The 13,656-nt window shown below is 69.6% G+C and carries 14 protein-coding genes; 11 read left to right on the top strand and 3 right to left on the bottom strand.

Annotated elements, in window-relative coordinates; translation table 11 throughout:
• Positions 1–164: 164 nt before the first annotated feature.
• From C5F75_RS16120 to C5F75_RS16070, 11 genes are all read left to right on the top strand, one after another.
• Positions 165–1,064 (top strand): IclR family transcriptional regulator, encoded by a 900-nt coding sequence (locus C5F75_RS16120; RefSeq protein ID WP_059580957.1) that lies wholly within the window; start codon positions 165–167, stop codon positions 1,062–1,064.
• On the top strand, positions 1,061–2,086 hold the full coding sequence (locus C5F75_RS16115; protein ID WP_059580960.1) for a 2-dehydro-3-deoxygalactonokinase: 1,026 nt from the start codon (positions 1,061–1,063) through the stop codon (positions 2,084–2,086). Before C5F75_RS16120 ends, C5F75_RS16115 begins: the two co-directional genes overlap by 4 nt.
• 22 nt (positions 2,087–2,108) lie before the next feature.
• Entirely contained in the window at positions 2,109–2,786 is a 678-nt protein-coding gene (locus C5F75_RS16110; protein WP_059580963.1) for a 2-dehydro-3-deoxy-6-phosphogalactonate aldolase, read from the top strand.
• On the top strand, positions 2,786–3,565 hold the full coding sequence (locus C5F75_RS16105) for an SDR family oxidoreductase (RefSeq protein WP_059581198.1): 780 nt from the start codon (positions 2,786–2,788) through the stop codon (positions 3,563–3,565). Before C5F75_RS16110 ends, C5F75_RS16105 begins: the two co-directional genes overlap by 1 nt.
• Before the next feature lie 111 nt (positions 3,566–3,676).
• Positions 3,677–4,672 (top strand): arabinose ABC transporter substrate-binding protein, encoded by a 996-nt coding sequence (locus tag C5F75_RS16100; protein WP_059580965.1) that lies wholly within the window; start codon positions 3,677–3,679, stop codon positions 4,670–4,672.
• A gap of 67 nt (positions 4,673–4,739) precedes the next feature.
• A complete protein-coding gene (araG, locus tag C5F75_RS16095) occupies positions 4,740–6,251 on the top strand; it encodes an L-arabinose ABC transporter ATP-binding protein AraG (protein WP_059580968.1) in 1,512 nt (503 codons plus the stop codon).
• Positions 6,252–6,339: 88 nt separating this feature from the next.
• Positions 6,340–7,356 carry an L-arabinose ABC transporter permease AraH gene (gene araH / locus C5F75_RS16090; RefSeq protein ID WP_059580970.1) on the top strand — a complete coding sequence of 339 codons (1,017 nt, stop codon included), beginning with the start codon at positions 6,340–6,342 and terminating at the stop codon, positions 7,354–7,356.
• Positions 7,357–7,379: 23 nt separating this feature from the next.
• Entirely contained in the window at positions 7,380–8,189 is an 810-nt protein-coding gene (locus tag C5F75_RS16085; RefSeq protein WP_104012448.1) for an SDR family NAD(P)-dependent oxidoreductase, read from the top strand.
• Positions 8,190–8,238: 49 nt separating this feature from the next.
• Entirely contained in the window at positions 8,239–9,300 is a 1,062-nt protein-coding gene (locus C5F75_RS16080) for an aldose 1-epimerase (protein ID WP_059580975.1), read from the top strand.
• Positions 9,301–9,339: 39 nt separating this feature from the next.
• Positions 9,340–10,167, top strand: coding sequence for an orotidine-5'-phosphate decarboxylase (pyrF, locus tag C5F75_RS16075; protein ID WP_011544549.1), 828 nt, complete (start codon positions 9,340–9,342; stop codon positions 10,165–10,167).
• Positions 10,168–10,365: 198 nt separating this feature from the next.
• Positions 10,366–11,424 (top strand): hypothetical protein, encoded by a 1,059-nt coding sequence (locus C5F75_RS16070; RefSeq protein WP_059580977.1) that lies wholly within the window; start codon positions 10,366–10,368, stop codon positions 11,422–11,424.
• Between the two features lie 33 nt (positions 11,425–11,457).
• Here C5F75_RS16070 and C5F75_RS16065 read toward each other — a convergent pair whose 3' ends face one another.
• From C5F75_RS16065 to thiL, 3 genes are read right to left on the bottom strand one after another with little or no spacing between them, the layout of a single operon-like run.
• Entirely contained in the window at positions 11,458–11,958 is a 501-nt protein-coding gene (locus tag C5F75_RS16065; protein WP_059580979.1) for a CinA family protein, read from the bottom strand.
• Between the two features lie 31 nt (positions 11,959–11,989).
• Positions 11,990–12,535 (bottom strand): phosphatidylglycerophosphatase A family protein, encoded by a 546-nt coding sequence (locus tag C5F75_RS16060; protein ID WP_059580990.1) that lies wholly within the window; start codon positions 12,533–12,535, stop codon positions 11,990–11,992.
• On the bottom strand, positions 12,525–13,523 hold the full coding sequence (gene thiL, locus C5F75_RS16055) for a thiamine-phosphate kinase (protein WP_059580993.1): 999 nt from the start codon (positions 13,521–13,523) through the stop codon (positions 12,525–12,527). Before thiL ends, C5F75_RS16060 begins: the two co-directional genes overlap by 11 nt.
• Positions 13,524–13,656: the final 133 nt, after the last annotated feature.

Genomic DNA, 13,656 nt, shown 5'->3' with positions numbered 1-13,656 from the left:
TCGGACCCACGCATCGCGCGGCGCCCGTCGCACACGGAGACACCTTCCATGAAGTTCGCCGGGCGCTTTACTCGGTGCATCGACCGCCGCCACGCCGCAGCACGGGACGCAGTTCCGGCGCCGCGCGAGCGGCTTCACCGATTCCGTTGAAGAAGCCCCGCCCCATGACCAAGATGCCAGACTCCCTTGCCCTCGACGCCCGGCGCGCGATGCCGGCCGAACCGTCGCTGACCGACAGCATCGGCGCGACCAGCACGCCGCTCGACCTCGCCGCGCAGCAGGCCGGCACGCAGACGCTGCTGCGCGGCCTCGCGATCCTCGAGGCGATCGCGAACGGCGCGCGCGACATGCGTGCGATCGGCGCCGCGCTCGGCACGACGCGCAGCACGACGCATCGCCTCGTCAGCAGCCTCGTGCAGGCGCGCTATCTGCGCCAGGTGCAGGGCGGCTACCTGCTCGGCCCGAAGCTGATCGAGCTCGGCACGATCGCGCTCGAACAGATGCCGCTCACCGCGGTGGCGCGTCCGCATCTGGAGGCGCTCGCGGAAGCGACGCTCGATACGATCCATCTCGGCGTGCGCGACGGCGACGACGTGCTGTACATCGACAAGATTCCCGGCACGCGCGGCCTCGAGATGCGCTCGCGCGTCGGCCACCGGATGCCGCTCGCATCGACCGGCATCGGCAAGGCGATGATGCTCGACCTCGATCCCGAGCTGTGGCGCTCGCTGTTCGAAGCCGCGCGGCGCGCGCTGGCCGGCGTCAACTTCAAGCCCGACAACCGGCCCGAGACGAATGCGTTCCTGCAGCGCATGGCCCATTACGCGGCCGGCGGCTATACGTTCGACCTCGAGGAAAACGAGGCGTCGATCCGCTGCGTGGCCGCGCCGATCCGCGACGCGTCGGGCGCGATCGTCGCGGCGGTGTCGGTCGCGAGCACGATTCCGTACATGCCGCACGACCGGATGGACGAACTGATTCCGCTCGTGCAGCGCGAAGCGCGAGCCATTTCCGCGGAACTGGGCTGGAGCCCGCCGCAGGGTACCCGCAGGATCAAACGATGACGACTTCGACCCGGCCCGTTCCGGATGCCTGTTCCGCCGCCCCGTCGCTGATCGCGCTCGACTGGGGCACCACGTCGCTGCGCGCCTATCTGTACGACGCGCACGGTGTGCCGATCGACACGCGCAGCCGGGCGGCCGGCGTGATGCACGTGCCGGGTGGCGGCGCGCGTGCGTTCGACGCGGTGTTCGAGGAAGCGTGCGGCGACTGGCTCGACCGCACGCCCGGCCTGCCGGTGCTCGCCGCCGGGATGGTCGGCAGCGCGCAGGGCTGGCGCGAAGCGCCGTACGTCGCGGTGCCGGCCGGCGCCGACGCGCTCGTCGCGGGCCTCATCACGGTGACGACGGCGCGCGGCGCGACAGTCTCGATCGTGCCGGGCGTGATCGCGACGGGCGACTTGCCCGACGTGATGCGCGGCGAAGAAACGCAGATCGTCGGCGCGCTCGCGAGCGATCCCACGCTTGGCGCCGATCGTTCAGGCGTACTGATCGGCTTGCCGGGAACGCATGCGAAATGGGCGTGGGTGAAGGACGGGCTGATCGAACGCTTCCAGACCTTCATGACCGGCGAGCTGTTCGCGGTGCTGCGCGATCACACGATCCTCGGCCGCACGATGCGCGCGGGTGCGTCGCCCGACCGTGGCGCGTTCGTGCGCGGCGTGGCGGTCGCGCGCGGCGCGCGGCACACGGGGCTGCTCGCGACGATTTTCAGCACGCGCACGCTCGGCCTGACCGACCGGCTCGCGCCCGATGCGCAGGGCGACTACCTGTCCGGCCTGCTGATCGGCCATGAGCTCAATGCGCTCGACGCGATGCTCGCGGAGCGCGGCATCGCGCTCGCGGACCAGCCGCTGCTGCTGATCGGCGACGGCGGCCTGTGTTCGCGCTACGTCGATGCGCTGCAGGTATTCGGCCATGCGCATGCGCGTGTCGCCGCGCAGGCGACCGAGCGCGGCCTGTGGCGGATCGCGTCGCGCGCCGGGCTCGTGCGCGCGGACGGCGAGCCCGTCTGCGCCGACCAATGAACTGCTTGCAGAGGAATCCTCGATGCCGTCCGACCTGACATTGCCCGCGCCGTACACGCCCCACGCCGCCCTGATGCGCGCGTTCGATGCGTGCCCGCTGATCGCGATCATGCGTGGCATCACGCCCGCGGAAGCGGCCGACCACGGCCGCGCGCTCTACGAAGCCGGCTTCCGGATCGTCGAGGTGCCGCTGAACTCGCCGGAGCCGTTCGACAGCATCGCGGCGCTGCGGCGCGCGTTGCCCGACGACATGATCGTCGGCGCGGGCACGGTGTTGCGCGCCGAGTACGTCGACCGCGTGCAGGACGCGGGCGGCGCGCTGATCGTGATGCCGCACAGCGACGCGGCCGTGATCCGCCGCGCCCGCGAGCGCGGGCTGGCGAGCGCGCCGGGCGTCGCAACGCCGACCGAAGCATTCGCGGCGCTGACGAACGGCGCCGACGTGCTGAAGATGTTCCCGGCCGAGCAGCTCGGCGTGACGGTCGTGAAGGCGTGGCGCGCGGTGATCGACCGTGCGGTGCCGCTGGTTCCGGTCGGAGGGATCGCACCGGACAACATGCGGCCGTTCCTCGACGCCGGCGCGAACGGTTTCGGGCTCGGCTCGGCGCTGTACCGTCCCGGCCAGTCGGCGGATACGACCGCGGTGAATGCGCGCGCGTTCCAGGCCGGCTTGCGCGCGGCGCGCGGCGGAGCCGCATGATGGGCCGCCTCACGGGCAAGGTCGCGATGGTGACGGGCGCGGGCCGCGGCATCGGCGCCGCGATCGCGCGTGCGTTCGTGCGCGAAGGCGCGGCCGTCGCGCTCGTCGATCTCGACTTCCCGCAGGCGCAGCACACGGCCGCCGCGATCGCACACGAATGCGACGGCGCGCGCGTGCTGCCGCTGCAGGCGGACGTCGCGCGGCAACAGGCGGTGCGCGATGCGCTCGCGCGGACGGAAGCGGCGTTCGGCCCGCTCGACGTGCTCGTGAACAACGCGGGCATCAACGTGTTCGCCGATCCGCTGACGATGACCGACGACGACTGGCGCCGCTGCTTCGCGGTCGATCTCGACGGCGTGTGGCACGGCTGCCGCGCGGCGCTGGAGGGCATGGTCGAGCGCGGCCGCGGCAGCATCGTGAACATCGCGTCGACGCATGCATTCAGGATCATTCCGGGCTGCTTTCCATACCCGGTCGCGAAGCACGGCGTGCTCGGTCTCACGCGTGCGCTCGGCATCGAATACGCGGCGCGCAACGTGCGCGTGAACGCGATCGCGCCGGGCTACATCGAGACGCAACTGACGCGCGACTGGTGGGACGCGCAGCCCGATCCGGCCGCCGCGCGCGCCGAGACGCTCGCGCTGCAGCCGATGAAGCGGATCGGGAAACCGGAGGAGGTCGCGATGACGGCCGTGTTCCTGGCGTCCGACGAGGCGCCGTTCATCAACGCCGCGTGCATCACCGTCGATGGCGGGCGCGCGGCGCTGTATCACGACTGACACGACTGACGTAACGATTCGAAAGACCGCACGTGCGACGGCCGCGCGCACGCTGCGTCGAAACCAACAAGCGGCTGCATCCTGTTCGATGAAAACAAGGAGACACTGGAGATGAAACGCAGAACGTTCGTAACGCTGGCCGCCGCGGCCGCGGTGGTGATGGGCAGCCCGGTCGCGCACGCGGCCGACCCGGTCAAGATCGGCTTCCTGGTGAAGCAGCCGGAAGAGCCGTGGTTCCAGGACGAGTGGAAATTCGCCGAGATCGCCGCGAAGCAGAAGGGCTTCACGCTCGTGAAGATCGGCGCGCCGTCCGGCGAGAAGGTGATGAGCGCGATCGACAACCTGTCCGCGCAGAAGGCGCAGGGCTTCATCATCTGCACGCCCGACGTGAAGCTCGGGCCGGGCATCGTCGCGAAGGCGAAGTCGCACAACCTGAAGATGATGACGGTCGACGACCGCCTCGTCGACGGCGCGGGCAAGCCGATCGAGTCGGTGCCGCACATGGGGATTTCCGCATACAACATCGGCAAGCAGGTCGGCGACGGCATCGCGGCCGAGATCAAGAAGCGCGGCTGGGACATGAAGGACGTCGGTGCGATCGACATCACCTACGAGCAGTTGCCGACCGCGCACGACCGCACGAGCGGCGCGACCGACGCGCTGGTGGCCGCCGGCTTCCCGAAGGCGAACGTGATCGCGGCGCCGCAGGCGAAGACCGATACCGAGAACGCGTTCAACGCGGCGAACATCGCGCTCACGAAGAACCCGCAGTTCAAGCACTGGGTCGCGTACGGCCTGAACGACGAGGCCGTGCTCGGCGCGGTGCGCGCGGCCGAAGGGCGCGGCTTCAAGGCCGACAACATGATCGGCATCGGCATCGGCGGTTCCGATTCGGCGTTGAACGAGTTCAAGAAGCCGCAGCCGACGGGCTTCTACGGCACCGTGATCATCAGCCCGAAGCGCCACGGCGAGGAAACCTCGGACCTGATGTACGCGTGGATCACGCAGGGCAAGGCGCCGCCGCCGCTGACGCTGACGACGGGCATGCTCGCGACGCGCGAGAACGTGTCGAAGGTGCGCGAGGAGATGGGGCTCGCATCGAAGTAAGCGGCCCGCCGGCTGCCGCGGCGACGCGGCGGCCGGCGGTCGATGGATCCGGAAGTGGGGAGACGACGTGTCAGCGGCACTGCGTTTTGACAATATCGGCAAGGTATTTCCCGGCGTGCGCGCACTCGACGGCATTTCGTTCGACGTGCATGCGGGCGAGGTGCATGGCCTGATGGGCGAGAACGGCGCGGGCAAGTCGACGCTGTTGAAGATTCTCGGCGGCGAATACCAGCCCGACGCGGGCAGCGTGCTGGTCGACGGCCAGCCCGTGCAGTTCGCGAATGCGGCCGCGTCGATCGCGGCCGGCATCGCGGTGATTCACCAGGAATTGCAGTACGTGCCCGATTTGACGGTCGCGGAAAACCTGCTGCTCGGCCGCTTGCCGAATGCGTTCGGCTGGGTCAGGAAGCGCGAGGCGAAGCGTTACGTGCGCGAGCGGCTCGCCGAGATGGGCGTCGATCTGGACCCCGACGCGCGGCTCGGGCGGCTGTCGATCGCGCAGCGGCAGATGGTCGAGATCTGCAAGGCGCTGATGCGCAATGCACGCGTGATCGCGCTCGACGAACCGACGAGCTCGCTGTCGCATCGCGAGACGGAAGTGCTGTTCAAGCTGGTCGACGATCTGCGCGCGCAGGGCCGTGCGCTGATCTACATCTCGCACCGGATGGACGAGATCTACCGGCTGTGCGACGCGTGCACGATCTTCCGCGACGGGCGCAAGATCGCGTCGCACGAGGCGCTGGCCGACGTGCCGCGCGAGCGGCTCGTCGCCGAGATGGTCGGGCGCGAGATCGCCGACATCTACCATTACGCGCCGCGCGCGCTCGGCGACGTGCGGTTTTCCGCCGAAGGCGTCGACGGCCCGGCATTGCGCGAACCGGCGAGCTTCTCGGTGCGCGCGGGCGAGATCGTCGGCTTCTTCGGGCTCGTCGGCGCCGGCCGCAGCGAGCTGATGCGGCTCGTGTACGGCGCGGACCGCCGGCGCGCCGGCGTGCTGACGCTCGACGGCCAGCGCATCGACGTGAAGCGCACCGGCGACGCGATCCGCCACGGCATCGTGCTGTGCCCGGAGGACCGCAAGGAAGAAGGAATCATCGCGATCGCGTCGGTCGCGGAGAACATCAACATCAGTTGCCGCCGCCATTCGCTGCGTGCGGGGCTCTTCATCAACGGCAAGACCGAAAGCGAAACGGCCGACCGCTTCATCCAGCGGCTGAAGATCAAGACGCCGAACCGGCGCCAGAAGATCCGCTTCCTGTCGGGCGGCAACCAGCAGAAGGCGATCCTGTCGCGCTGGCTCGCGGAGCCCGACCTGAAGGTCGTGATCCTCGACGAGCCGACGCGCGGGATCGACGTCGGCGCGAAGCACGAGATCTACGACGTGATCTACCGGCTCGCGGAGCGCGGCTGCGCGATCGTGATGGTGTCGTCGGAGCTGCCGGAAGTGCTCGGCGTGTCCGACCGCATCGTCGTGATGCGCGAAGGGCGGATCGCCGGCGAGCTGGCGCGCGCCGACGCGAACGAGCACGCGGTGCTGAACCTCGCGCTGCCGCAGACGAGCGCGGCCGAGGCGGCCTGACGCGGCCGGCTACGTCCGGACAAGCCCGGGACAATCGAATCGAACACGCGCGGCGCGGGCCGCGCGATGCAGGAGCAGGAGACACACCATGCAAGCCAACGAAAACCTTGCCAGCGCCGCCGTGAAGCCGTCGGCCGACGCGCTGGTTCCGCAGCAGAGCGACCGCCAGAAGTGGTGGCAGCATCTGACCGAATACAGCCTGATCGCGATCTTCGCGGTGATGTTCATCACGATGTCGCTGACCGTCGATCACTTCTTCTCGATCGACAACATGCTGGGCCTCGCGCTGTCGATCTCGCAGATCGGCATGGTCGCGTGCACGATGATGTTCTGTCTCGCGTCGCGCGACTTCGACCTGTCGATCGGCTCGACCGTCGCGTTCTCCGGCGTGCTGTGCGCGATGGTGCTGAACGCGACCGACAACACGTTCGTCGCGATCGTCGCCGCGGTCGCGGCCGGCGCCGCGATCGGCTTCGTGAACGGCGCGGTGATCGCGTACCTGCGCATCAACGCGCTGATCACGACGCTCGCGACGATGGAGATCGTGCGCGGGCTCGGCTTCATCGTGTCGAAGGGGCAGGCGGTCGGCGTGTCGTCGGACACCTTCATCGCGCTCGGCGGGCTGTCGATGTTCGGCGTGTCGCTGCCGATCTGGGTCACGCTGCTGTGCTTCATCGGGTTCGGCGTGCTGCTGAACCAGACCATCTATGGCCGCAACACGCTCGCGATCGGCGGCAATCCGGAGGCGTCGCGGCTCGCGGGGATCAACGTCGAACGCACGCGCGTGTACATCTTCCTGATCCAGGGCGCGGTGACGGCGCTCGCGGGCGTGATCCTCGCGTCGCGCATCACGTCGGGCCAGCCGAACGCCGCGCAGGGCTTCGAGCTGAACGTGATTTCCGCGTGCGTGCTCGGCGGCGTGTCGCTGATGGGCGGCCGCGCGACGATCTCGGGCGTCGTGATCGGCGTGCTGATCATGGGCACCGTCGAGAACGTGATGAACCTGCTGAACATCGACGCGTTCTACCAGTACCTCGTGCGCGGCGCGATCCTGCTCGCGGCCGTGCTGCTCGACCAGTTGAAGAACCGCGGCGTACGCGACTGACCGAATCCACGGAGACGACACGCATGACCATCGACCCATCAGCGCAGGGCACGCACGCGGCGGCGAGCGACGCGCGCTATGCGCGCTACCCGAGCCTCGAGGATCGCGCGGTGCTGATCACGGGCGGCGCGACCGGCATCGGCGCGTCGTTCGTCGAGCACTTCGCCGAACAGGGCGCGCGCGTCGCGTTCGTCGACCTCGACGCGGCGGCCGGCGCCGCGCTGGCCGAACGCCTCGCGCACGTGCGCCATGCGCCGCTGTTCCTGTCCTGCGACCTGACCGACATCGACGCGCTGCGCCGGGCGATCGACGCGATCCGCGCGCGCATCGGCGCGATCGCGGTGCTCGTGAACAATGCGGCGAACGACACGCGCCATGCGATCGGCGACGTGACGCCGGCGTCGTTCGATGCCGGCATCGCGGTGAACCTGCGTCACCAGTTCTTCGCCGCGCAGGCGGTGATCGACGACATGAAGCGGCAGCGCGGCGGCTCGATCGTCAATCTCGGCTCGATCAGCTGGATGCTGAAGAACGGCGGCTATCCCGTCTACGTGATGGCGAAGGCGGCCGTGCAGGGCCTGACGCGCGGCCTCGCACGCGATCTCGGCCCGTTCGGCATCCGCGTGAATTCGCTGGTGCCCGGCTGGGTGATGACCGACAAGCAGCGCCGGCTGTGGCTCGACGACGCAGGCCGCGCGGCGATCAAGGCCGGCCAGTGCATCGACGCCGAACTGCTGCCGGCCGACCTCGCACGGATGGCGCTGTTTCTCGCGGCCGACGACAGCCGGATGATCACCGCGCAGGACGTGATCGTCGACGGCGGCTGGGCCTGATCGTTCGCACGACCTGCATCGTTTCTTCGACGAAGGAAAGGAGCTCACCATGACCGCCACGTCCTCGCGCGCATCGTCGTCCGCCAGCCAGTCGCGCCGCGCGCGCCTGGCCGCCGCCGCCCAGCCGGTCAGCCCCGGCCCGCAGACGGCCGTGTTCGCGCAGGGCGTCGGCGCCGCGCATGCGGCGGCCGTCACGCTGTCGAACGCGTCGCTGCGGCTCGACGTGCTGCCGCACCTCGGCGGCGGCATCGCGCGCTTCGACTGGCGCGGCGACAACGGCGCGCTGATGCCGGTGTTCCGCCGTTGCGAGCACCCAGAGACGGTGACGGACCCGAACGAGCTCGCGTGCTACCCGCTGCTGCCGTACTCGAACCGGATCGGCGGCGGGCGCTTCGAATGCGACGGGCGCAAGGTCGCGGTGCCGCGCAACCGCCGCGACGAGCCGCTGCCGATCCACGGCGACGGCTGGCTCGCGCCGTGGCAGGTGGACGATGCGACCGACACGTCGCTGCAACTGTCGCTCGATCGTGCGGCCGGCGCGCCGTATGCGTTCCGCGCGATCCAGTCGTTCGAACTCGACGACGCGACGCTGTCGATCGCGCTGACGATCGAGAACGCGGGCCGCGCGCGGCTGCCGTTCGGGCTCGGCGTGCATCCGTTCCTCGTGCGCGATACGGAGACCGAGCTGGCCGCGGCGGCGGGCGGCCTGTGGCTGTCGGGCGCCGATTTCCTGCCGGTGCGGCACGTCAGCGTGCCGCCGGCCTGGCAGTTCGGCGTCGCGTATCCGCTGCCGGCCACGCTCGTCAATCACGCGTTCACCGGCTGGGGCGGCCACGCGACGGTGAGCTGGCCGCGCCGCCGGCTGTCGCTGACCGTCGCGGCCGACGCCGACGCGTACGTGCTCTATACGCCGCCGGGCGAGGATTTCTTCTGCTTCGAGCCGGTCGATCATCCGATCAATGCGGTGAACCTGCCGGGCGGCGCGGCCGCGCACGGGATGACGCTGCTCGCGCCCGGCGAGCGGCTCACGCGGCGCTTCGCGTTCACCGTCGAGCGCGCCGATGCGCGCGGCAATGGCGCGACACGCGAGGCAGCGCGGCGACGCGGGTAAAATACGCGGTCTACCAACGGTTTGCCGCGAGTATCCGCCATGTCTTCCCCGCTTACTTTCATCGAATCGCTGCGCGCCGCGTGGCAGCGCACGAATTCGCTGCTGTGCGTCGGCCTCGATCCCGAGCCGTCGCGCTTTCCCGTGCAGTTCGACGGCCAGCCCGACGCGATCTTCGAATTCTGCCGGCAGATCGTCGACGCGACCGCGCCGTATGCGAGCGCGTTCAAGCCGCAGATCGCGTACTTCGCCGCGCATCGCGCGGAAGACCAGCTCGAGCGGCTGATCGCGCACATCCATCTCCAGCATCCGGGCCTGCCGGTGATCCTCGACGCGAAGCGCGGCGACATCGGCAGCACGGCCGAGCAGTACGCGCGCGAGGCGTTCGAGCGCTATCGCGCGGACGCCGTCACGGTGAACCCGTACATGGGCTACGACTCGGTCGAGCCGTACTTCGAGCATGAAGGCAAGGGCGTGATCGTGCTGTGCCGCACGTCGAACCCGGGCGGCTCGGACCTGCAGTTCCTCGATACGAACGGGCGGCCGCTGTATCAGGTCGTGGCCGATCTCGCGGCGAACAAGTGGAACGCGAGGAACGGCCAGCTCGGCCTCGTGGTCGGCGCGACGTTCCCGAAGGAAATCGAGATCGTGCGCGGGATCGTCGGCGACATGCCGCTCCTGATCCCCGGCATCGGCGCGCAGGGCGGCGACGTGCAGGCGACCGTCAACGCGGGCCGCACGGCCGACGGCACCGGGATGATGATCAACTCGTCGCGCGCGATCCTGTATGCGAGCAAGGGCGAGGATTTCGCCGAAGCCGCGGCGCTCGCCGCGCAGAAGACGCGCGACACGATCAACGCGCATCGCTGAAATACCGGCCGCCCGCTCGGGCGGCCTTCGACCGCCGCGCCCGCGTTCGCGGGCCGCGCGCCTTCATCGTGTATTCGCCGTCCTGGCGCACGCGAACAATTTTCCGTCGCTTCCGTATCGCATACGCGCAGTTTATTCGCGCGATGCTGCCGCTTGTCATCGATCCGTCACAAAAATGTCAAAGAAGGGAGCGACGCCATGCCCAAGCTGTCCCGCCGTCTTCTGAGCGCGTTCGCCGCGTCGCTGTGCATGACGTTCGCCCATGCGGCGGACCTGTCGCACTGGCCGGCCGACAGCGCGAAAGCGCTGAACGCGATGATCGCCGCGCACGCGAACCGCGGCGACTACGCGGTGTTCGACGCCGACAACACGACCTACCGCTACGACCTCGAGGAATCGCTGCTGCCGTATCTCGAGAACCACGGCGTGCTGACGCGCGACTCGCTCGACCCGTCGCTGAAGCTGATCCCGTTCAAGGATTCCGCCGACTACAAGGAATCGCTGACGAGCTACTACTACCGGTTGTGCGAGATCGACGATCTGGTCTGCTATCCGTGGATCGCGCAGGCGTTCGCCGGGCAGTCGCTCGCCAGCCTGAAGCGCCACGTCGACGCGATGCTCGCCGACGGCAAGCCGATCCCGATCCGCTACTGGCAGGGCGACAAGGTGGTCGACGGCACGGTGAATCCGCCGCGCTTCTTCCGCGGGATGCAGGAGCTGTACAACGCGCTGCGCGAGAACGGCATCGACGTCTACGTGATGACGGCCGCGCACGAGGAACTCGCGCGGCTCGTGCTGTCCGACCCGAAGTACGGCTACAACGTGAAGCCGCAGAACGTGATCGGCGTGACGACGCTGCTGCGCGACCCGGCCACCGGCGCGCTGACCACGTCGCGGCTGCAGATCAAGGCCGGCAAGTACGACGAGGCCGCGAACCGCAACCTCGTGATCACGCCGTTCCTGATGAACCCGATGACGTGGTACGAAGGCAAGCTCGGTTCGATCGTCGGCTGGATCGACCAGTGGAAGAAGCCGGTGCTCGTCGCGGGCGACACGCCGAGCTCCGACGGCTACATGCTGCTGAACGCGACCGACGTCGCGCGCGGCGGCGTGCGCGTGTGGGTCAACAAGAAGGACAAGCAGATGACGCAGATCCGCGCGTGGTCGGACGAATCGGCCGCGAAGCAGAAGGCGCTCGGCCTGCCGGTGACGGCGGACAAGAACTGGATCGTCGTGAAGCCCGACGCGATCCAATAAGCGGGCGCGGCGCGCCACGCGCGCCCGGGCCGCTCAGCCTTCGTGTTCGTCGAGCAGCTTCAGCAGCCCGCGCAGCGCATGCGCGGCCGCCTGCGTGCGGATCTGTTCGCGGTCGCCCTTGAACACGCGCGTCTCGACGTCGGTATGCAGCCGGTTGCTCCAGCCGAACGACACGGTGCCGACCGGCTTCTTCTCGCTGCCGCCGGCCGGGCCCGCGATGCCGGTGACGGACAGCGCGACCTGCGCGCGGCTGTTGCGCAGCGCGCCTTCGGCCATCGCGCGCGCGACGGGCTCGCTGACGGCGCCGTGCTTGTCGATCAGGTCGGGCGGCACGCCGATCATCTCGATCTTGGCCTGGTTCGAGTACGTGACGAAGCCGCGCTCGAACCACTGGCTGCTGCCGGAAATGTCGGTGATCGCCGTGGCGATCATCCCGCCGGTGCAGGATTCGGCGGTGGCGAGCGTGAGGTGCTCGTCACGCAGCTTGTTGCCTGCGCGGATCGCAAGCTGATGGACGACGGAATCGGTTGGCATGCGCGTCGGGAAACGGGAGTCGGGAAATCGGTCAGCCGGCGACGGAGCGCCACAGCGCGATCACGAGCAGCGTCATGAACGCGGCGACGAGGTCGTCGACCATGATGCCGAGCCCGCCTTTCAGGCGGCGGTCGAAGTAGCGGATCGGCGGCGGCTTGAGCATGTCGAAGAAGCGGAACGCGACGAACGCCCATAGCTGGCCGACGAAGGTCGCCGGCGTGACGAACAGCATCACGAGCCAGATCGCGACGATCTCGTCCCAGACGACGGCGCCCGGATCGGACACGCCGGCCTGCTTCGCGGTGAAACCGGTGATCCACGTGCCGGCCGCGAAGCCGACGGCGATCAGCGCCCACCATTCGGGCACCGTCAGGTAGCGGTTGAGCACGACGAACGTGAGCCAGCCGAACAGCGAGCCGAACGTGCCGGGCATGATCGGCGCGAGCCCGCTGCCGAAGCCGAGCGACACGATATGCGCGGGGTGCGACAGCATGAAGCGGGCCGTCACGCGTGTCGGCGCGGGCCGCGCGGCGCCGGAATCGGCCGCGGCGTGCGCGGGCGTCGGATCAGTCTGCATGGAAGTGGTCGAAGCCGTGCAACGTGAGAGCGAGGGGCGCGCCGGCGGCGTCGCGCCACGCGATGGCGGGTTGGGCCGACGGCGCGGACAACGCGCGTATTGTACCGATTCGCGTGACCGGCACGCCGGCCGCGGCGCCGGCCGCTTCGACCGCCGCGCGGGCCGCGACGGGCGCCGTGAAGCACAGTTCGTAATCGTCGCCGCCCGCCAGCGTGCAGCGGCGCTGCACGTCGGCCGGCAGCGTCGCGAGCGCGACCGAGCGCGGCACCGCGTCGGCGTCGATCTCGGCGCGCACGTTCGAGCGCGTCAGGATGTGCTGGAGGTCGCCGGCGAGGCCGTCCGACAGGTCGAGCGCCGCGTGCGCGACGCCCGCGAGCGCCAGGCCGAGCGCGACGCGCGGTTCGGGCCGCTCGAGCGCGCGCCGGAACGCGGCGGCTTCATGCGCGCCGGCGGTCCATTCGCCGCGGGCGACGCCGAGCCCCGCGCGCGCATCGCCGAGCGTGCCGGACACCCATACGTCGTCGCCGTCGCGCGCGGCATCGCGCCGCAGCGCCGCGTCGGGCGCGACTTCGCCGAACACGGTCACGCACAGGTTCAGTGGCCCGCTCGTCGTGTCGCCGCCGATCAGCTCGCAGCCGTATCGGTCGGCCAGCGCGAACAGCCCGTTGCTGAACGCTTCGAGCCACGCCGCGTCGGCGCGCGGCAGCGCGCACGCGAGCGTGAACGCGCGCGGCTCGGCGCCCATCGCCGCGAGATCCGACAAATTGACCGCGAGCGTCTTGTGGCCCAGCGCGTCGGGCGCGACATCGGGAAAGAAGTGGCGGCCTTCCACCAGCATGTCCGTCGAAATGGCCAGCAATTTCCCGGATCGGGGCGCAATCAGTGCGCAATCGTCGCCGATGCCGAGCGTCGACGCGCGGGCGCCCCGGGCGGCGCGGCGCGTGAAGAAGCGTTCGATCAGCGAAAACTCGGAGAGGGCGGCTGGCACGGCGGGCGGTCCGAAACGGTTGAAGGAACGGCATTGTACGAGGCGGGCGGCGGCGCGCCTGTACCATCCAGTTCATTTTTGTCGCGACTGTCGCACCCGAATCGCCGGTCTGGCGGCCGGTGATTGGCGCTAC

This window comes from Burkholderia anthinoferrum, from assembly GCF_002925705.1.
GTDB classification, from domain to species: domain Bacteria; phylum Pseudomonadota; class Gammaproteobacteria; order Burkholderiales; family Burkholderiaceae; genus Burkholderia; species Burkholderia semiarida.
Note: the sequence above shows the minus strand (reverse complement) of the source record. Positions and strands in the feature narration are given on the sequence as shown.